Consider the following 20705-nt stretch of genomic DNA (forward strand, 5'->3'; position numbering starts at 1 on the left):
GCATGATCTGATTTTCTCTCAACTAAAATAAGGGTGGGTATCGATTACTCATCACCATATCTTCATTTAGATTTTCCAACATATAAATCGCGGTTATGAAAACAAAAAAAGTTTTCCGCTCATTTTCTTCTTCTGTTTTCATATGGGGTGGGGCTAAAAAAGGCCCTGACCGTTTCTAGCCATGAGCGGATCCTCTCTTCCACCCAAAGAGATGGTTTTATATCCGTTCTTCACTAGGACAAGAAACATATATTTAACTAACCGTCCAATGAATATTATTTTTTATAATGAATTCTTCAAAACTATGCGGCATTTTTTTATCACAAATAACGTGCTCAATATTAGACAAGCTAGCAATTCGATAATTTCCTTTTAGCCCAAGCTTTGTATGATCGCATAAAACAAATGTTTTTTCCGCTAACTGAATCATCGCTTCTGATAACTTAGCTTTTTCCAATTCAAAACTCGAAACTCCAAAGCTAGGTAATAATCCATCAATTGAAATAAACGCCTTATGAAAATGAAACTGACGAATGACTTGCTGTGAAACAGATCCTGATACGCGGCAATGTTTTGGAGACACCTTTCCTCCAATAAACAATACTTCGCCATCAAACATTTTTTTATTTATAGAAGAAATCAATTGAGTTGCAACAGGAAATGAACTCGTCACGATAGTTAAGTTTTTCCGATGCATTAAATAAGGGACCATTTGGAGTGGCGTGCTTCCATCATCGATAACAATTACATCCCCATCTTCTACAAACGTCGCTGCTTTATAACCAATTCTTTTCTTTTCTTCAATATGTAGCATTTCTCTTTCTAACATCGGTGGCTCTATGCCGACTCCTGGAAGCTGGACTGCTCCTCCATATACCTTCTTCAGCTTCTTTTCCCGATCCAACTCTTCTAAATATCTACGAATGGTTTCTGTTGATACTGCAAATTCACGTGCTAACTCTGAAACTTTCACTTTCCCTTTAAATTCTACCTTTTCAAGAATGCTACGTTTTCTTTCTTCTCCAACAACAGACATCACTTCACCTCATTTATCTCGCTTATATAGGCAACCTAATCCCATCTCAAGATTTTGAGATGGAATTTATATGGGGATAGGTTAATAAAAGTTTTCCTTATACAAAATCATAGTTTTCTTTTACGACACGAACTTCTTCATGAATATGAATGCCGCGTTTTTCTAACTCATCAAAAATAATTTTTGGATTTTGAAAAGCTTCTTCAGGTGTTACAACGCCCGGTTCTTTCACTTCACCATTTGCAATTAACTCCGTTGCAATTCCAAATGGAATCCCTACATTTCTCGTATAAGCTCGCAAGTTTTCCCATCCTTCTACAGATCCATCTGAAGTAGGGTGCGTATGATATAAAATATGCTGCACTTTTTGACCATTTTTTTCCCCAATGACTTCAACATGCAGTGCATATCCGTATACCGCTGTTTCTTGTCCTTCTTTCGATTGCAGCAAATAGTTTGAAATACAATCCATAATACCAATCCCTTTACCATTCACTTCAATTGTATCGTTACGTAATATACCGTAATCGTATAAAGCACGAACAAGCTTCATATTTTGCTGCGGCCAAGTTCCGCGTGTTTCAATAAGCTGTACTCCTTTATTCTTTAACGCCTTAGCTAGCGTGATTGTTTCAGAGTGAGGGATAATATACTGCACCGCTTTACCATATGGTTCAGGTAATTCAATTTCCCTCGGGCGTGCAAACGGAGGTACTTGTTTGAATTCACCATTTTCAAATACTGTACGCGTCGGTAATTTCGGATCATATTCATATGTTGTTGTTTCTGTAATCGAAGCTGAGAATGCAATCGGACGATAGGATCCATGACTCACTCGTACTGACTCTACTGAATCTAACTGATTTGCTGCATACATCGCCATCATTTGTGTCACACCTGGCGTCATACCAAATCCCGGCAAACAAGTCTTTCCGTTCTGAACAAATACATCATGCGACTCATTTTCCTCACCAAATCCATTCAGATTCACACCATGGCATCCAGCCTCAGCAATGCACCGAGTAGATAATCCATTTAGCTTAATTGTTGTGCCATCCATGACAATGTCATAACCCTTCATTTTCGCTACGGTATCTTCATGATTTGTAACGTCTACTCGCACAAAGTCAACACGCGGATCATCTAACCACTCTACTACTTTTCGTCCTTCTTCTTCATTAAAATCTGCAACTGTAATCGTTTCAAAAGATGAAAATTGAACTAAGTCTAAAATTGCTTCGCGACAAATTTTCCCGGCTCCACCTAAACAAAATACTTTCATCCTATAACAGCTCCTTTTGCAATACTATCTACTAATCGGTGAATATCATCTTCGTGCACATCTCCAATATTTCCAATTCGGAATGTATCTACTTTCGAAATTTTCCCGGGATAAATGACAAAACCTTGCTGTTTGAGCTCATTATATAATCTATTAAATTCAAAACTTTCTCCTGGATAAATAAAAGATGTAATAATAGGAGATTGATACTTTTCATTTACTAACGACTGAAAACCAACTTCTCTCATTCTCTTTACCAATACTTGCTGGTTATTACGATAGCGCACATTTCGAGCTTTAATTCCGCCCTCTTCTTCTAATTCAAGTAATGCTTGATAAAAAGCACGTACAATATGCGTTGGTGATGTAAAACGCCATTTTCCATTTTGTAATTCCATCGTTTCCCACTGATCATATAAATCTAATGAGAGAGAGCGGGCTTGCCCTTTACATCTTTCTAATTCCTCACGCTTCGCAATCACAAATCCAAACCCTGGAACACCTTGAATACATTTATTGGCACTGCTAATCATAAAATCAATTTGCAAATCTGAAACGTCCATTTCAATACCACCAAAGCTACTCATTGCATCAACAATTGTAACTTTTCCATATTGTTTCCCTAATTTACATACATCTGCAATTGGATTTATAATCCCTATCGTTGTTTCACAATGTACGACAACAACATGCGTAATTTCTGGATCTTTTTGTAGCAAGCCTTCTACTTGTACAAGATTTGTAGGTTCCCATTCCTCTGTTTGACTAACAACAACATCAATATGTAACATTTCTGCCATTTGTACAATCCTTTTTCCATACGCACCATTTGTACAAACCAGTAACTTTCCGCTTTTCGGAATAACCGAACCGATCACTGATTCAACAGAAAAAGTACCACTCCCTTGCATTAAAACAGCTGTATAGCTTTCCTCTTCCTTTGTTGCTAATGCCACAAGACGACTGCGCACTTCTTGTACCATTGTGTTATATTCAGCGTCCCATGTACACCAATCGTATAGCATAACTTCTTTTACAGTTTTTGTTGTAGTTAATGGACCAGGCGTTAATAGTAAATAATGATTGTTATTCATGACTCATACCCCTTTTATGAAATGATAAGTTCTTCTTTTTCGATGTTTTCAATGACTTTTAGTAAGTCTTGCATTGTTTCAATCGTAAAATGAGCCCCATTCTCTACAAAACGCTTACGCACCACTTCCATTTTTTTTTGCAGTTCTACCGGATCCATATTTTCTACTTCTTCTTCTGTTAAACCTAGCTCACTACTGCCAAGAATGACGCCAACAGTCCACATCCCTGCATTTTTTCCTTCCTTCATATCTGAAACTGTGTCTCCAACCTTTACCATATGATTCATTGGATATACGCCTAATTCCATCGCATTCTTATAACACATCCATGGATATGGGCGACCAGCCAGAACATCATCTGGTGTGACAAGAAAATCTGGCTCATACCCTTGCTCTTTTGCTTCTTTTGCAACAATATCCATCATCTCTCTCGTATAACCTGTTGTAGAACCAATTTTAATACCTCGGTTACGTAAATGCGCAATCACATCTTTCACTCCATGAATCGGCGTTGCATATCGAGGTAAGATAGAAAAGAGAATTTCCTCAAACTCTTCGTACATCTCCTCTATATCTATCTCTGTTGGTAATTGTCCAAAAACCTGCTTCCATTCTTCTCTAATACGAGGCATTTCTGTTAATGCACGGACATGATCAATTTTGAGTAACCCCATTGGCTTACGTGCTTCTTCTGCAGTGATGACAACACCGCGTTTATGAAAGATTTCCATAAACACTTCTAATGGTGCAAAACATCCATAATCAACTGTCGTACCAGCCCAATCAAAAATAACCGCTTCAATTTTCATCCTACCCATCACCCTTCTTATCTTTTTTGCCATAATGATGTTCGATTACGAACTGCTTTTGTTCCCCATTCATAAAGAACCCTAACTACAATATTTGTTACAACAATAAGTACACTCATCGCCGCTGCAGGTGCAACGTTTCCGGCGTCATCCATATTCACAATGGATACCGCTGCTAATTTAAAATCAGCTGCATATAAGAAAACGACCGCCGATACGGTTACCATTGAATTTACAAAATAGTACATCACCATTTCTAAAATTGCAGGTAAACACATCGGTACCGTAACCTTAAAGAACGTTTTATAAAATGGGATTCCCATCGATTGTGAAACAAACTCAAACTCTCGGTCTAACTTCTTTAGCGCAGTCGTTGCTGTAACAAAAGTTACAGAATAGAAGTGAATGATATTTACAAGCACAAGAACCGCGATCGTACCGTACAAAGGATGAAATGGATTTGTTACTTCCCATCCAAAAAATTGAATGGTCGGTTGGCTAAAGAAAAAGACATATCCTAGTCCCAGTACTAACCCTGGAATAGCAAGCGGTACAATCGAGAAAAAGTATCCTACTTTTCTAAAGAATGCTAACTGCTGAATTTTTTCAATCGCATATGCAAACACAAATGTTAAAATTGCTCCAATAACCGCTGTAACCGCTGAAACAATGACACTATTTTTAAAAGCTTCAATGCCATCTCCTGTTAAACTTGAGAAGTTGAAGTGTTCAAGTGTAAATGTCATATTATATGGCCATACTTTTACACTTGCTGCAACACCAACTGCAACAAATAAAAGAATGATCATGAGTGTAATGATCGTGCAATATACAAATGAAATTACATCTCTCTTTTTATTAGTCGAAATTCGATATGGTACTGCTTTTGAAGATAAAAAGTTTGCTTGTTTTCTTTGAGTAATTCGGTCTACTGCAAATGCAAAAATAGCTGGAATTAACAAAATCATGCCGACCGTCGCACCCATTGGCATATTTTGTTGGCCAATTACTTGCTTATATACATCTGTTGCGAGCACATTATATTGACCACCTACGATTTTTGGCGCCCCAAAATCAGTAAAACTAAGTGTAAACACGACAAACATTGCGCTAATTAGTCCATATTTCACACCCGGTAATGTAACGGTGAAAAATTGTTTTATCTTTCCTGCCCCTAGCATGTTTGACGCCTCATATAGGCGATAATCTGAACCTTGAAAAGCAATTAATAAAATGAGAAACGCTTGTGGAAACGTATAGATAACTTCAGCAATTGTAATTCCAACAGGTCCATAAAGTGGAATCTGTAATCCTTCAAATAAACCAAATAGCCCTTTTGTTACTAATCCTTGATTACCGAATAAGTACGTGAGTGCAATCCCATGCATCATCGTTGGCGCAAATAACGGTAATAAAGCAATGTACTGAAATAATCGTTTCCCAAAAACATTTGTACGTGCAATGGCATATGCATAAGCAAATGCTAATGTAACGGAGATAATGGTCGTAAGTCCTGAAACCCATACAGTATTTTGTAACGATTGAACTAAAGTTGGTGTGGTGAAATATTTGCTAAAATTCGCAATGCCAATAAAAGAACCGTCTTTATCATAGAAAGCTTGTGTAAACAATTGCAGCAGCGGCAATACAAGCATGACAAGAAATGCAAGAAGCATACTGCTAACTAATAACCTTTGTATCCACTCTTCTTTCCCAATACTTCTCTTGACCGTTTTTCTAGAAGCTTCTGTTTTATAGTTTTCTAACACTTCCATCTATACAATGACCTTCTTTCCATATGACAGCATATGATTTTCTGAAAATGAAATTTGAAGTGGTTTTCCTTTTCGAATACAATTTTGCTCTGCCACCATAGCTAATATATCCACTACAATTCGCTCATTATAAAGATGGGAGTCCTCTTCTATCACACGCACTTCCGTTCGATATACAGATCCACGGAACTCCATATTTTCTACAACTGTTTTCATCCCATTATTTTGCACAATAACAACATGTTCTGGACGAATTGCCTGTTTTCTGTCATTCTCTGAAAAGAAATTAATAGAACCAATAAAATCTGCAACAAACGGATTTGATGGTTTTTGATAAATCTCTTGTGGTGTTCCAATCTGCATAATTTCCGCATGATTCATGACAACAATTTTATCAGCCATCGTTAATGCCTCTTCTTGATCATGCGTCACCATAATTGTTGTAACTCCTACTTTTTCTTGTAACTCACGCATCTCTCTACGTAATTTCTCACGCACTTTCGCATCAAGTGCCGAGAGCGGCTCATCCAGCAATAAAATATCAGGAGACAGCGCGAGCGCACGCGCAAGTGCAACTCGCTGCTGTTGTCCCCCAGACATTTGAGCAGGATATTTATCTTTCACATTCAACAAATCAACAAGCTCTAATGCTTCTATCGCTTTCTCTTTTACTTCCGCTTTGGAATACCGCTTCGTTTTCAATCCATATTCAATATTTTCAAGTGCTGTTAAATTTGGAAATAACGCATATGATTGAAACACCATCCCTAAATTTCGCTTTCCAGGTGGTAATGCTGTAATATCTTTTCCATTAACAGCTATACTCCCTGCTGTCGGTTCTTCTAAACCCGCCAAAATACGAAGTAACGTCGTTTTACCACAGCCACTTGGACCAAGCAAACAAACAAATTCATTTTTTTGTACTGTAAAAGAAATGTCTTTTAACGCCGTAAATGCATCAAATTGTTTTTGAATGTGTTGAATTGATAAATATTCGCTCATTTTTCTCTCTCCCACTTACTTTTTCGGTTCTGCTTTTTGACCAAACTCTTTTTCCCAACGTTCTAAAATTTTATCGCGATTTTCAGCTGCCCATTTGAAATCATTATTTTCATATAACTTATTTGTTACATCTTTCGGGAAACCATCTGGCAGTTTATAATCATTTTTAATCGTTGCAAATCCATTTTTCTCAAAATATAATTTCATCACATCATCTGTAATTGCCCAATCTAAAAACGCTTTCGCAATCTTATCGTTTTTCGCATTATCTTTCTTAATTAATGCATTAGCTTCTACTTCCCAGCCCAATCCTTCTTTCGGAAGAGCAACTTCAACTGGCGCACCTTTTTGTTTTTCTTTTAAACCGCTATAAATCATAGATACTCCAACCGGATATTCTCCCGCACCTGCTAATTTTGCAGGCTTTGATCCCGAGTGTGTATAAGTTGCGATGTTGTCATGAAGTTTCTTCATGTAATCCCATCCTTTATCTTCACCCATAATTTGCAGCCATGCAGATACTGTTAAAAATCCTGTTCCAGAAGAAGCTGGATGCGGCATAACGATTGTTCCTTTATATTCTGGCTTTGTTAAATCTTCATATGATGTTGGCATCGGTAAGTTTTTCTTTTTGAGCTCTTCTTTATTAACAGCAATCCCTGTCATAAACGCCGTATTTCCAACCCATTTCTCCGGCTTTTTATCATCTTTAAATTGCGGAAGTACACGATCTACACCTTTTGGAGAATATTCTTTTAACATTTCTTTCTTTTCTAGAGCTAGAAGACTAGAAGCTGCTGTTCCCCATACAACATCTGCCTGTGTATTTTTTCCTTCCGCTAACAATTTCGCTGTAATAACCCCAGTTGAATCACGAACGATATTTAATTTCACATCTGGGTATTTCTTTTTAAAGGAATCAAGATAAATAGGTACAAGTTCTTCTTCAATCGCTGTGTAAACTGTTAATGATCCGGATAATTTGTCACCTTTCGCTTCCGCCCCCGCAGTTTCTTCTTTCTTAGCACCACACCCCATTAATAAAGAAAATACTACCCCGGTTGCTACAGCTTTAAAGAATGTTTTTTTCACTGTTTCTCTCTCCTTTTATTTTTCTTATGTACAACTCCAATATAAACGCTAAGTGTAAAAGCAATATTAAACCAACATTAATCTTTTGTTTGTTGTTTGTTTTTGTGTAATACGTTGCTACTTCAATGTTTTTACATATTTTTTTCTCGCTAAAAAACAGAAAATTTACAAATAATTAAAAAAAGATTAAAAATCCTACAAAAAAATGAGGCGTTTGTAAAAACGCCTCATTTTTGCTTACCTTTTTTTGAATTCCGATTAGCATATTTCGCTGGATTTTCATTTTCATACTCTACCGCAAATTCCGCATCTGGTAGACTTTCTTTTGGGGTTTTATTATGATTCATTGCCGCATGTTGCTTTACTTTTCGTTTTACCATTTATAATACCTTCCCTCACTGTAATGACATATCACTTTCTATCTTAGTTTGGGGAAACATTCGAAAATTATTGATGGGAAGTGTTAACAAGTACAAAGTAACATATATAAGGGAACATTATATAGGAACAAGGAATTTATACTTCCTACTATAATAAAGAAGGAACGATTATTTTGAAGAAAAAACAACAAATTGACTCACCCATTTTAGACGAGACGCTCCCACATCAGATGAATTTCCCTTCCTTTAAAGGGACAGGAAAACAAATGCAACAACCGTTTATCAATCAATATGATGTTGTAATTGGAGATAGTAAATACAATTCTAAAAATAGCCCCCTTAACAATTGGAGTGATGAAGTTGATCCGGCTATTATGGCTGGAAAGGAGTGGATTCATCCGACAAATGATATTGGGTGGATTTCAGAAGAAAATCAAGAATTGTTACAGAACAAGGCAGATAGAGCTGAAGATTCATTTATGCACCCTCAATTTGGCATTAATGATTAAAAAAACCATTCTGCCTTTACAGGTAGAATGGTTTCTCTTTATCCAATGATAATTCTTTCTTTCGGATATTTATAGCGAGGCGGTTGCTCTCTTCCACCACTAGCTAAAATAAATGTTAAAATACCCACGCGACCAATAAACATTAAGACAATTAATACAAGCTTTCCAATTGTTGTTAACTCAGAAGTGATGCCTGTTGATAATCCAGTCGTTCCAAATGCAGAGCATACTTCAACAATTAAACTCATTAATGGTACGTTTTCAGTCATTGATAAAATAAATAATGCAGAAGCACATAACACAATCCCCATTGTCATAACAACCGACGCCTTTAAAATATCTTCCTCATGCAATTGACGTTTAAAAACGCGTACTGTTCTACCACCTTTTGCAAACGTATATAAGGAAAGGATATTTACAGCAAATGTTGTTGTACGTATTCCTCCTCCAACTGAACTTGGAGAAGCACCGATAAACATTAAGACACTCATAAATAAAAGCGTTGGCTGTGACAAGTCTCTTATGTCCATTGTCGCTAACCCACCACTTCTCGTTGTAACGGACTGAAACAGTGTATAAAAGATTGTTTCATGCCATGATTTCCCTACTAGAAATTGATTTCGCTCCAATAAAAAAATAACGATTGTTCCAACAATTACAAGAGAAAAGAATGTTGTTGTCGTCAGTTTTGTAAATAGTGAAAAACGAAACAATTCATGTCTTTTCTTACTTAAGTACTGCTTTACCTCCATTAACACTGGAAATCCAATTGCTCCTAGAATAATAAGCAGCATATGAATAATTTGTACGATATAGTCATTTTTATATGGAATAAGCGACTGACCTGTTAAATCAAATCCACCATTCGTCGTCGCACTAACGGCTGCAAAAAAACCGTGAAAATACGCTTCTTGCCAAGTTGGGAAATACTGCAAAAACCTTGTACCTAAGAGGAGTGCTCCAACCGCCTCTATTGAAACAATCAAAATTAAAATAGAACGCATCAGCTCAACAAGCCCCGATAAATTTCCTTGGTTATGGTCTGCCATAATTAATCTTCTTCGTTGCAGGCCAATTTTTTTCCCCGTTAACATCCACACAAATGTACCAAGTGCCATAATTCCTAAACCGCCTAATTGTAATACAAGCGCTAAAACAATAATACCAGCTGTATTAAATGTATCTGGAATAGAAACGACGGAAAGCCCTGTAACACTTACAGCACTAACAGATGTAAATAACGCATCTATAAACGTCCACTTTACGCCCGGTTTAATGAAAAATGGAAAACTTAATAAAATGACCGAAACAATTACTGCTATGAAATAAAATAAAACAATAAGTTGTACAGGACGTAATTTTTGCAAAAATTTCTTTATCTCTCTCATTCCATCACTTCGCTACCTTTTTTCTATCGATTAAACAAAGAAAAATCACCATTTTCTTTATTTGCAAATAACTGCTGAAATAGTTTTGCAAATACCATCCCATATACAGTCCCATTTCCCCCATAGGGTAATGCATAATATAAATTAGAGATTTTGCTATCTTCTTTGCAAATAGGAAGTCCGTCATGACTCCCCCCAAATGCAGCAGCCCAATAATATTCAGCTCTTACATTTGAAAGATTTGGAAACATCTCTTGTATTATTTTAGTAAGCAAATCTCGTTTGTGCAATAGCTTTGTATCACCAAATTTCTGAAGTTGCATGGATTCATCCAATCCACCTACAATCATTCGGTTCTTATACGTACGAAAATACAAATATGGCCGAGCCGTTTCCCAAATTAATGATTGTTCATGCCATCCATTAAAATGCTCCTGCTCATTTGTAACGATTGCATAAGAGGTCTCTACTGTTGTATTTGCTTCTTTTTTTCCAAATATATCTTCATATCCTGTAGCCATAATCACTGCCTTTGCTACAATTTTCTTACCTGTTTTTGTATAAGAAACTAAATCTTTGTGAATAGACTTTATATGAACAACCTCTGTATGTTCAAAAATAGAGGCTCCTAGTTGATTTGCTTTATGTATAAGACCATACGCTAACATATACGGATTCACTTCCGCATCTCCATGTGTGTATAATGCCGCTAGTTTTGTAAATGAATACCGTTTCTTAATATCAGATGCTGTAAAGTACTCAACAGGAAATCCGTAATGCTGTAATGTATGATATTCTTCTTGCAAAAACGAAACATCTTCATTTTGACTTGCATAATACAAACTACTTCTTGGGATGAAGCAAGGGTCTATATCCAACTTTGGAACAACCTGTTCCAAAGTTTTCAGTGCCTCATAACAAAGTTGATACGCACGCACACCTTTTTCTTTACCAAATGAATGAATCATAGAGGTTAAAGATTTATCGTGAGCGAATTGGAGTAAGCCTGTATTCGCCAGTGTGCTTCCATTTGCAATTTTTCGTTTATCAATGAGTACAACATCCATACCTAAAAGCGCTAAGAAATACGCAATATGCGATCCCGATTCACCGCTCCCTACAATCAGCACATCACATATCATATCATTTTCTAACGGCGGATAACAAGGCATACAAGCTTCTTCATTCCAATATAACTTCCCTAAGGCTAATTTCATAACTATGCTCCTAAAATTTAATTACTCACTCTTTTAGGCTTTGTTACTTTATAAGAAAAAATCCAGCTAGTATGTTCCTAGCTGGATTTTTCGTTTCATTCGTATGAATAAAAAAGATATTTGCTCAATCAATCATAAAAGTCACTACTTTATCCCGCTATTTGCGGGCAGTAAGACCACCACCTCAAGATTCAGAGAGAAACGAGGAAGGAAGGTAGGTGAGATCAACTGCCCGTAAAAGCCCGATTGGTGAGGGCTGATAATCAGTGAGGGATAAAGCCTCCCCCACTGATTAAAGTTTCACTTTATTTCAATTAGAACGTTCTTCAAGCCAATTTCCAATAGTAGGATACGTTTGTTTTACAGCTGTTCCGCCATATACAATCGACATATGTCCTGTTGGCAGGCATACATACTGTTTATCCGTACTAGAAATATGATCTAAGAGCGCCTCGACTTGACATGGCAATGCAATATGATCACGTTTTGCAGAAATGTTTAAAACATTCGCCTTAATATTTTCAAGGTTTACTTTTTGGCCTCGGATTACGAGCTCACCTTTAACCAATTTATTGCCTTGATAAAAATCACGAATCCATTGTCGATATGATTCACCTGGGAATGGAATACCGTCTCCAACCCATTTTTGAACAAGCTTCCAACTTTCTACAAAGCGCTCATTTTCTGAGCGATCGAGTAGAGCAACATACGGACCGACAAAATTCGTAATTGGTTTTAACATTTTATTTCCAAAATCAATCATTTCAGGAGGGATATTTCCAAATGTATCTACCGCTTTATCTAAATTAAAATATTTCTCGTCTAATAACGGACCATATAATCCTGTTTCAGAGAAATCAAATGGACTTGTCATAAAAATTAAATTACGAATCGGCATATGCGGATGAAGTGCCGCATAAATGGATGTTAGCGTTCCACCCATGCAGTAACCAAGTAAAGAAATCTCGTCCGATTTTGCAGTTCGCATTACCTTTTTAACTGCTTTGGAAATATAATCGAACACGAAATCATCAAATTTCAAATGACTGTCTTCTAACCCAAATGTACCCCAATCAAGCATATACACATCAAAACCACGGTCCACTAAATATTCCACCAAACTATTTCCAGGTGTTAAATCCATAATATACGGCTTATTAATTAGTGCGTAGATTAATAGAATTGGAACCGAATGTGTTTTTTCCTGCTTTGGAATGTAACGATACAGCTTCGTTTTATTTTTCGTCCAAATGACCTCTTTAGGAGTTAGACCAACTTGTGGATCCGGTTCACGCAGTAAAACCTCACTCGCTCTTTTAAAACGACGATATGCTTTTCGATATTCTTCTGGGTATAGTTCCAATTGCTTTTCCCATTCTGTTACGAATGTAGTCATTTTTCTATCTCCTTTTTGATTGATTTCCTTCTTCAAGAAAGAAGTGCACTCCTGCTATGGATATGCACCTTCTTCTTGCTTCATTACATGTATAATCCGCCGTTAATATTTAACTGTTGACCAGTGATATACGCTCCATCACGGCACAAGTATACAACACCTTTTGCAATTTCATCAGCTTGTCCAAAACGTTTCTTTGGAATCTTAGAAATGATTTTTTGACGAACATCTTCTGGTACTTCTGCTACCATTTCCGTATCAATGAATCCTGGGCAAATTGCATTCACTGTTACATTTGTTTTCGCAAGTTCTAACGCTAATGATTTTGTAAATCCTAACATACCAGCTTTAGCTGCTGAATAGTTTGTTTGTCCAAACCCACCAGCTTGTCCAATAATAGAAGAAATGCTAATGATTCTTCCCTCTTCCGCTTCTGTTATGTAAGGAAGTGCCGCGCTCGATGTATTAAATACGCTACTTAAATTGACATCGATTACACGATCCCAGTCTTCACGATTTAACTTTTTGAATGTACGATCTCTTGTAATCCCAGCGTTATTTACAAGAATATCTACCTTACCAAAATGATTCACTGCTTCATCTACAAGGCGTTTTGCATCTTCTAACTTAGAAACATCCGCTTGTACCGCATATACATCGTGACCTTCTAATCCTAATTCATTCACTAGATTTTCAGCTGCATCTTTACTGCTATTATAGTTAATAACAACCTTTGCACCCTCTTTTGCTAATGCTACTGTAATCGCTTTACCAATTCCTTTTGCTCCACCTGTTACGATTGCTACTTTACCATTTAATTGAGTCATTTCTTTTCCCCCTTTAATGAATTTGTGAACGATAATAATGATGAATGAATCGAATTAGCACTTATATAAAAAGCACTATATATAATATTTTTTCGCCGTTTATACTGTCCCCAAAAAGGATTCTCCCTCCCCTTTTTGAAACATGTAAGCAGGGCGCTTCATAACTATTTTTTATTTTCTGGTTTCACAGGTGCTTTTGCCGCTTCTTTCACGGGTTCCTGTAATTTTGCTAATACTTCATTTTGTTTTTCAAGTAATTCTAAAATCTTGTCAACCTTATTTTCTAAAGTTCGAATATCTTGTTTCACTTTTGTTACATCACGCTTTAGCGTAGGAGATTGTCCTAGAGATTCTGCTTTATCTTCCAAAAATTCTTCAATGTTATCAACTTTATTTTCTAAGTTGATAACAAGCGTAGCTACTCTTGCAATATCTTCTCGAGTTGGTATATTCACTTTTTCTAAATAACCCTTCGTTGTATCATTCAACGTCTTCTGATAAAACAAGTTCAAATCTAGAACGCTTCCCATCCAAGCAGAATAATCTTCTGTTTTGATTGTTTCATTGAGAGCTTTTCCCCAAAATGTTTCAGTCTGTTCATAAGCTTCTTTCCATGCTTGTAGTGGATCGAATTTTTGATCAATCACTTCTCCTACACTCCTTTATTCGTTTTTGAAACAATTCAACCTATTCACTATTTTCTAATATTCTGAATAAAACTTCAAGTCTGTATTTTATTTTTTTCTATATTCCAACAAATGTATTGACATTGAAAACAGATAAGTGTAAATTGCACTTATAAGCAAAAAATTCCATCTAACTGATTCATGAGGTGATGCACAATCATGCTACATAATGAACCAGAACAAACAGAAGGTTTGGAAAAAAACCAAGCGAAACAACCAAACTCCATGCCAAAAAACTTCTTAGTTCCCTTCTTACTTCTATGTCTAAAAGACTGGAGTCTTCACGGTTACAAACTGATTCAAATGCTAATGGATATCGGCTTCTCTTCCGTTGATCAAGGTAATGTATATAGAACATTACGCAAGTTAGAAAAAGAAAATCTTATTTCTTCTACTTGGGATACAAGTGAAGGCGGGCCAGCCAAACGAATTTATTCTTTAACAGAATATGGAGAGCAATATTTAGCAACATGCGCGACCTCTTTTGAGCATTACCAAACTATGCTGCGGACGTTTTTTACGTTATACACCAACGCATTCTTTCCATTTTCTACTTCTCCAGAAAAGGATGAGAAAAACTCTTCATCTTCACCTGGTGGTACAGCAGAATAATCTGCGTTCACAATATGCAAAAAAACATTTGGGGGTCAAATCATGGAAACTAAGCCACACGAACTTGTCGATGCATTTTGGAAAAATTGGTCACATTCTCTTTCCCTATTCTCTTCAGCAGGGAAACAATTGGAACAACTTACTTTAGAAACGTTAAAACAACAACAGGATGCTTTGCATAAATTAACAACAGGGGTAGATGAACTCGAAAAAGAACTGCAACAATTCACTACTCAATTTAATAGTCAATATACAGAATACGTGAAGCAATTCACAGGCAATTCTTTAAACGATCAAATTAACGAATGGCAAGGAAAATGGAATGAACTTTCAAGTCATATTCATCAATTGACTGTTTCTCCAACAAAAACATCTTTGTCAATTCTTACTCAAACAAGCGGTCAGTTTGAAGAAACAACAAAGCAATTCATTGAGCAACAACAACTTCAACGTGATGAGGTTCAAAAACAACTAGAGGGTTTTTTGGAAGAATTCAAATCTACACAATTGGAACTCGTACAAAAGTTCGAGGAAAACTCAAAAAATCTATTTACTTCCATCAAATAAGGAAAATGTGGCAGCTTACCGCAGAACAATCTAAACTCTTTCTTCCTCCCATTACATCAAGATGGCTTACATTTTTCGATATGGAAAAGAAGGAGGAAAAAATGAATCCATTTCAAGAAGCACATTCTGTTCAAGAGCTTCATTATGATGAGATTCAAGTTGGCGATCAAGCATCCTTAACAACAACGATTACAAGTGAAGACATTATCACTTTTGCAAAACTGACTGGGGATGTAAATCCAATTCATATCCTAGACTCTTTTGCAAAAACAACAATGTTTAAAGAAAGAATTGCACACGGTATGCTTGTTTCTGGATTTATATCTACCGTTCTTGGAACAAAATTACCTGGAAAAAATACAATTTATTTATCACAAAATGTATCATTTCGAGCACCTGTAAAAATTGGTGACACCTTGCGCGTAGTCGCAGAAGTGATCAAAAAACGTGATGATAAAAAAATTATCACGTTACAAACAAATGTATATAATCAATTGAATGAACTAGTTGTCGAAGGGACGGCAACCATACTAAAAAAAGAGTAGCAACTGTGCTACTCTTTTTTATATCCAATAACTTCTAATCACACCGATTACTTCCGTGTATGGTCAAACATATAACACATACACTAACGATACCAGTTTATACAGTGAATACATCTTCTCACCGCTCATTAAAATCAAATAAACTGGAATATAAATTAGGATGTGTGATCAATGGTAAAAACAAATAAATTACTTGTTCCTGGAGCTGAGCAAGCATTGGAACAATTTAAATATGAAATTGCTCAAGAATTTGGTGTAAGCTTAGGCTCTAACACAGCATCTCGTTCTAACGGGTCTGTTGGTGGGGAAGTAACAAAACGTCTCGTTTCCTTAGCACAACAGCAATTACGTGGATAATTCTATAAACAATAGCTTCAGGAGGCAGACACATTCTGCCTCCTTTCTTTTTCAACATACATTATAATCCTTCTTCACATACTACAAAGAGCAAACTGAAAGGACAGATGTATGCTATGAAACGGATTAACATCAAAATGAGCCCACCTCATGTACTTACATTATCTTTTATTGCACTATCCATTATCGGAACATGTCTGTTAAAACTACCAATTTCCACTACAACTTCAATTTCTTGGCTAGATGCCTTATTTACAACTGTTTCTGCATTTACAGTGACAGGACTTGGTGTTGTTGACACTGGAAAAGTATTCACCATGTTTGGGCAACTTGTTATTTTAACACTCATACAAGTGGGGGGACTTGGCATTATGAGTTTTGCTATATTAATCGCGATTATGCTTGGGAGAAAAATCGGCCTTCAAAATCGGATTTTACTACAACAAGCATTAAACCAAACAAATATTGGCGGAGTGATTCGCCTTGCAAAATCATTATTTCTATTTTCCTTTACAATCGAATGTTTCGCTACACTTCTTCTTGCCTTTGAATGGATCCCAAAATATGGTGTTGCAAGGGGATTATATTATAGTTTTTTCCACGCTATTTCGGCATTTAACAACGCTGGATTTTCCATTTGGACTGATAACTTAATGTCACAATCTCATAGTATACTCGTCAACATAGTGATCTCTTCTCTTATTATTTTAGGTGGAATTGGTTTCACAGTCATAGTCGATATAAAGAGAAAACGTAACTTTAAAAACCTTACGCTACACTCTAAACTTATGCTCTCATCTACTCTTATCGTAAATATAGCTGCTACCATTTTAATTTTTATATTTGAATTCCATAATCCAAATTCCATGAAAGGATTTACACCGTTTGAAGAAGGGCTCGCAGCCTATTTCCAAGCTGTTTCTACACGCACAGCTGGATTTAATACTATTGATATGGCACAATTAACAAAACCATCGCTTTTACTAATGATGTTACTGATGTTTATTGGTGCTGGCAGTGCCTCAACAGGCGGTGGTATTAAATTAACAACCTTTTTAATTATGTTATTAGGCGTATTGAAGTTTTTACAAGAGCAAGATGATATTGTTATTTTTAAAAAATCAATCAAAGACGGTTTGATTGTAAAGTCTCTTGCCATTGTAGTTATTTCAATCTCATTTATTTTCTTCGCCATTTTAATTTTAAGTATCACTGAACATGTCCCCCTCCTAATGAGTGCCTTTGAAGTATTTTCGGCATTTGGGACTGTCGGTCTGAGTATGGGGCTTACGCCTGAACTTACAATAATCGGAAAGCTAACCATTATATTTATGATGTTTTTCGGCAAGATGGGTCCTTTAACATTAGCATTTTCTTTTGCACGAAAAAAACAAAGAAAGATAAAATATCCGAACGAGGACATTTTAACAGGTTGACAAACTTTTACATCACCCATATAATGAAAATACAATAGCATATCTCCAAAGGGGAGTAGCGTCCAAGAATCTATTCTTGGAAACAAAGTCGTCATTACGTAGAACTCTGTTCTTCCGGCTTTGTTGGCATTTTCATTACATATGTCTAGCAAGACCTTTGCCTATCAACGGCATAGGTCTTTTTTGTTTTTTCCAGTCTATCCCACCGTTGATAGGCTGGAGTATGGGGAGACTAAACAGTGGGGAAACCTCTTCACTTGTTTAATATTTATACAAACGAGAGGAGAATGTACATGGATGTATCATTATTATTGGAGTATGGTTGGGTATTATTAATTTTAGTTGCACTAGAAGGAATTTTAGCAGCTGATAACGCCCTCGTTCTTGCTATCATGGTAAAACATTTACCTGAAGAAAAACGAAAGAAGGCGCTATTTTACGGTTTAGCAGGTGCTTTCGTCTTCCGCTTTGGATCATTGTTTATGATTTCTTTCCTAGTCGATGTATGGCAAGTGCAAGCAATCGGTGCGGTTTACTTAATGTTTATCGCTGGTAACCATTTATTCAAAACATACGTTAAGAAAAATTCACATGAAGAAAATGAAGCAAAAGAAGCAAAGAAGAAACAAGAAAATTTTTGGTGGACAGTATTTAAAGTTGAAGTTGCTGATATTGCGTTTGCTGTTGATTCTATTTTAGCGGCTGTTGCATTAGCAATGACTTTACCAAAAACAGGCCTTGGTACAATTGGTAGTCTTGATACAGGACAATTCCTAGTTATTTTTGCAGGTGGAATGATCGGATTAATTATTATGCGATTTGCTGCGACTGCGTTCGTACAACTATTAAAACGTAAACCAGGATTAGAAACTGCTGCTTTCTTAATTGTTGGTTGGGTTGGTGTTAAATTAGCTATTTACACATTAGCTCACCCTGCTTTAGGTGTTATTCCACACAGTTTCCCAGAGTCTACTACATGGAAATTAATATTCTGGACTGTATTACTTGGAATCGCAGCTGGCGGTTGGTTCTTCTCAAAAGATACAAGTGTCCAAACTACACAAAAGAATATGGATGAAAAAGCGCTGTAATAACAGCGCTTTTTTTATTGCTTTCACTCACTAGCCCCTCAAAAATAGATAAAGTGAAACTTTAATCAGTGGGGGTTCTTCATCCCCACTGATTATTAGTTGAACCCCCACCTATCTTCTTTAGAAAAGTCAAAATGGTAGGGACATTTCTTTCGCCGAATCTTGAGATGAGGATCTTACTGCCCGCAAATAGCCGGATAAAAATAGCGAATCCATTAGATTTTACTTTCCTACAATCCCCTCTATTTTTCAAACATATAATATTATAACACTTTCTGTTAACGCTTTCATTTTGGAGGTATGTCCTTTTTGTGAAATGTTGCACAAACTTATTGAAACGAGAAGGAAATACGTGTACCTTATTCATATAAGGAGTATTTACAGATAATGTACTAAAGGAGCGTATTATTTATGCTAGAACAAGGGTTGGCTTACGTTGTACAACTTGCACAGAAGAAGAAACAAATGCTGGATACAAACCCAATGCAATATTTCATTCGCGCAGCACTTGCTGGCGTCTATATCGGTTTTATTATCGTATTATGCTTTAAACTAGGGAACTTTTTCCATATCGCTAATTCACCTGCGACATATTTAGCAGCTTCTATGTTTTTTGGAATCGCACTTATGTTGATCATCTATGGTGGAGCCGAGCTTTTCACAGGGAATACAATGTACTTTACAGTTTCAACTTTACGAAAAGAAACAACAATTGCCGATACACTTCGCAATTGGGGAGCTTGTTATTTAGGTAACTTAGCAGGAGCAATCTTTTTCGCATTATTATTTTATGCAACTGGTATTTTCGGATCAATTGATCATGGACATTTAATGAACACAGTCGTTGAAGGAAAAATGGGAGCAACTACAATGCAATTATTTTTTAAGGCAATTTTATGTAACTGGCTCGTATGTCTTGCATGTTTTCTTCCTTCTCAAGTAAAAGGAGATACAGCAAAAATACTTATGATGATGTTTCTTGTCTTTACTTTCTTTTTATCTGGTTATGAACATAGCATTGCAAACTTATCACTATTTGCATTATCTTTAGTATCACCGCACCCTGATACAATTTCTTTCGCTGGTGCTATTCATAATTTAATTCCAGTTACAATTGGGAACATTATTGGCGGATCTGTATTCGTTGGTATGGTATATCATTATTTAACTAAAGAAAATCCAGAGCCTAAAGTAGTAGAAGATAACTTAGAAGCAATTCAACAAGAAGAAATTATACCTTTACAAGCACATATGAAACACTAAAAAAGTTCCAAGGAATCCCTTGGAACTTTTTAACTTCCCGTACATTTCACCTGTATATTTGAGGGAATTTCTCTCGCTTCTTTCCCCTTATTTATCCGCTCTAACATATACTGCATACCAATTGAATCATTTGTATGTAAATGAATTTCTTTTGCATAAAGACCTTCTGTACAAAAGATTTCTAAAAAATCCAAACCATTTTTTTGACGCCATCCCATATTATAGTCGAGAGATAGGACATTCACATCCTGCTCCTTAACAATTTTGATAGCCTCTTCCACCGTTGTTACTAACATATAACCGAATGGACAAGGCCTTTGATCATCCATATATACGTTCAC

General features: G+C 36.2%; 22 protein-coding genes and 1 riboswitch. Of the genes, 8 read left to right on the plus strand and 14 right to left on the minus strand.

What is annotated here, in order from left to right; all coding sequences use genetic code 11:
• Positions 1 to 253 precede the first annotated feature (253 nt).
• From CN373_RS17490 to CN373_RS25620, 8 genes are all read right to left on the minus strand, one after another.
• Positions 254 to 1036 (minus strand): DeoR/GlpR family DNA-binding transcription regulator, encoded by a 783-nt coding sequence (locus tag CN373_RS17490; protein WP_098359805.1) that lies wholly within the window; start codon positions 1034 to 1036, stop codon positions 254 to 256.
• 97 nt (positions 1037 to 1133) lie between these two features.
• Positions 1134 to 2318, minus strand: coding sequence for a saccharopine dehydrogenase family protein (locus CN373_RS17495; RefSeq protein WP_098359806.1), 1185 nt, complete (start codon positions 2316 to 2318; stop codon positions 1134 to 1136).
• Positions 2315 to 3412 carry a 2-aminoethylphosphonate--pyruvate transaminase gene (gene phnW / locus CN373_RS17500; protein ID WP_098359807.1) on the minus strand — a complete coding sequence of 366 codons (1098 nt, stop codon included), beginning with the start codon at positions 3410 to 3412 and terminating at the stop codon, positions 2315 to 2317. The genes CN373_RS17495 and phnW overlap by 4 nt, the downstream gene beginning before the upstream one ends.
• Positions 3413 to 3426: 14 nt before the next feature.
• Positions 3427 to 4221 (minus strand): phosphonoacetaldehyde hydrolase, encoded by a 795-nt coding sequence (gene phnX, locus CN373_RS17505; RefSeq protein ID WP_000687379.1) that lies wholly within the window; start codon positions 4219 to 4221, stop codon positions 3427 to 3429.
• A gap of 17 nt (positions 4222 to 4238) precedes the next feature.
• Positions 4239 to 5996 carry a putative 2-aminoethylphosphonate ABC transporter permease subunit gene (locus tag CN373_RS17510; RefSeq protein ID WP_111901871.1) on the minus strand — a complete coding sequence of 586 codons (1758 nt, stop codon included), beginning with the start codon at positions 5994 to 5996 and terminating at the stop codon, positions 4239 to 4241.
• Positions 5997 to 6998, minus strand: coding sequence for a putative 2-aminoethylphosphonate ABC transporter ATP-binding protein (locus CN373_RS17515; protein ID WP_000006200.1), 1002 nt, complete (start codon positions 6996 to 6998; stop codon positions 5997 to 5999).
• A gap of 15 nt (positions 6999 to 7013) precedes the next feature.
• A complete protein-coding gene (locus tag CN373_RS17520; protein WP_098359808.1) occupies positions 7014 to 8090 on the minus strand; it encodes a putative 2-aminoethylphosphonate ABC transporter substrate-binding protein in 1077 nt (358 codons plus the stop codon).
• Between the two features lie 227 nt (positions 8091 to 8317).
• On the minus strand, positions 8318 to 8470 hold the full coding sequence (locus CN373_RS25620; RefSeq protein ID WP_000240797.1) for a hypothetical protein: 153 nt from the start codon (positions 8468 to 8470) through the stop codon (positions 8318 to 8320).
• 173 nt (positions 8471 to 8643) lie between these two features.
• Between CN373_RS25620 and CN373_RS17530 the strand changes: the two genes are divergently transcribed.
• Complete coding sequence (locus CN373_RS17530) at positions 8644 to 8979, plus strand: DUF3905 domain-containing protein (RefSeq protein ID WP_000730169.1); 336 nt, start codon at positions 8644 to 8646, stop codon at positions 8977 to 8979.
• 38 nt (positions 8980 to 9017) lie between these two features.
• On the opposite strand, the gene CN373_RS17535 is transcribed toward CN373_RS17530, so the two are convergent.
• The 5 genes from CN373_RS17535 to phaR form a co-directional block, all read right to left on the minus strand.
• Positions 9018 to 10367 carry a TrkH family potassium uptake protein gene (locus tag CN373_RS17535; RefSeq protein WP_001206930.1) on the minus strand — a complete coding sequence of 450 codons (1350 nt, stop codon included), beginning with the start codon at positions 10365 to 10367 and terminating at the stop codon, positions 9018 to 9020.
• A gap of 23 nt (positions 10368 to 10390) precedes the next feature.
• Positions 10391 to 11584 (minus strand): NAD(P)/FAD-dependent oxidoreductase, encoded by a 1194-nt coding sequence (locus tag CN373_RS17540; RefSeq protein WP_098359809.1) that lies wholly within the window; start codon positions 11582 to 11584, stop codon positions 10391 to 10393.
• 310 nt (positions 11585 to 11894) lie between these two features.
• Complete coding sequence (gene phaC, locus CN373_RS17545; RefSeq protein WP_000206833.1) at positions 11895 to 12980, minus strand: class III poly(R)-hydroxyalkanoic acid synthase subunit PhaC; 1086 nt, start codon at positions 12978 to 12980, stop codon at positions 11895 to 11897.
• An 83-nt stretch (positions 12981 to 13063) separates the two neighbouring features.
• Entirely contained in the window at positions 13064 to 13807 is a 744-nt protein-coding gene (locus tag CN373_RS17550; RefSeq protein ID WP_000192726.1) for an acetoacetyl-CoA reductase, read from the minus strand.
• 164 nt (positions 13808 to 13971) lie between these two features.
• Entirely contained in the window at positions 13972 to 14454 is a 483-nt protein-coding gene (gene phaR / locus CN373_RS17555; RefSeq protein WP_000566938.1) for a polyhydroxyalkanoic acid synthase subunit PhaR, read from the minus strand.
• 198 nt (positions 14455 to 14652) lie between these two features.
• On the opposite strand from phaR, the gene phaQ reads away from it, so the two are divergent.
• From phaQ to CN373_RS17590, 7 genes are all read left to right on the plus strand, one after another.
• A complete protein-coding gene (gene phaQ, locus CN373_RS17560) occupies positions 14653 to 15105 on the plus strand; it encodes a poly-beta-hydroxybutyrate-responsive repressor (RefSeq protein ID WP_000903024.1) in 453 nt (150 codons plus the stop codon).
• A 42-nt stretch (positions 15106 to 15147) separates the two neighbouring features.
• Positions 15148 to 15672 (plus strand): polyhydroxyalkanoic acid inclusion protein PhaP, encoded by a 525-nt coding sequence (phaP, locus tag CN373_RS17565; RefSeq protein WP_000448572.1) that lies wholly within the window; start codon positions 15148 to 15150, stop codon positions 15670 to 15672.
• A 101-nt stretch (positions 15673 to 15773) separates the two neighbouring features.
• The gene (locus CN373_RS17570; protein ID WP_001067910.1) at positions 15774 to 16217 is read left to right on the plus strand and encodes a MaoC family dehydratase; all 444 of its coding nucleotides are present in this window, start codon (positions 15774 to 15776) and stop codon (positions 16215 to 16217) included.
• Between the two features lie 171 nt (positions 16218 to 16388).
• Positions 16389 to 16574: an alpha/beta-type small acid-soluble spore protein gene (locus tag CN373_RS17575; RefSeq protein WP_000241213.1), complete on the plus strand. Its 186-nt coding sequence runs from the start codon at positions 16389 to 16391 to the stop codon at positions 16572 to 16574.
• Between the two features lie 116 nt (positions 16575 to 16690).
• Positions 16691 to 18010 (plus strand): TrkH family potassium uptake protein, encoded by a 1320-nt coding sequence (locus tag CN373_RS17580; protein ID WP_098359818.1) that lies wholly within the window; start codon positions 16691 to 16693, stop codon positions 18008 to 18010.
• Between the two features lie 38 nt (positions 18011 to 18048).
• Positions 18049 to 18223: riboswitch (yybP-ykoY riboswitch) on the plus strand.
• A gap of 80 nt (positions 18224 to 18303) precedes the next feature.
• Positions 18304 to 19101 (plus strand): TerC family protein, encoded by a 798-nt coding sequence (locus CN373_RS17585; protein ID WP_000383332.1) that lies wholly within the window; start codon positions 18304 to 18306, stop codon positions 19099 to 19101.
• A gap of 411 nt (positions 19102 to 19512) precedes the next feature.
• Positions 19513 to 20364, plus strand: coding sequence for a formate/nitrite transporter family protein (locus CN373_RS17590; protein ID WP_098359810.1), 852 nt, complete (start codon positions 19513 to 19515; stop codon positions 20362 to 20364).
• A 29-nt stretch (positions 20365 to 20393) separates the two neighbouring features.
• Here the strand turns inward: CN373_RS17590 and CN373_RS17595 are convergent, their stop codons facing one another.
• Complete coding sequence (locus CN373_RS17595) at positions 20394 to 20705, minus strand: cyclic-phosphate processing receiver domain-containing protein (protein WP_098359811.1); 312 nt, start codon at positions 20703 to 20705, stop codon at positions 20394 to 20396.

The organism is Bacillus cereus (assembly GCF_002561295.1).
GTDB classification, from domain to species: domain Bacteria; phylum Bacillota; class Bacilli; order Bacillales; family Bacillaceae_G; genus Bacillus_A; species Bacillus_A cereus_S.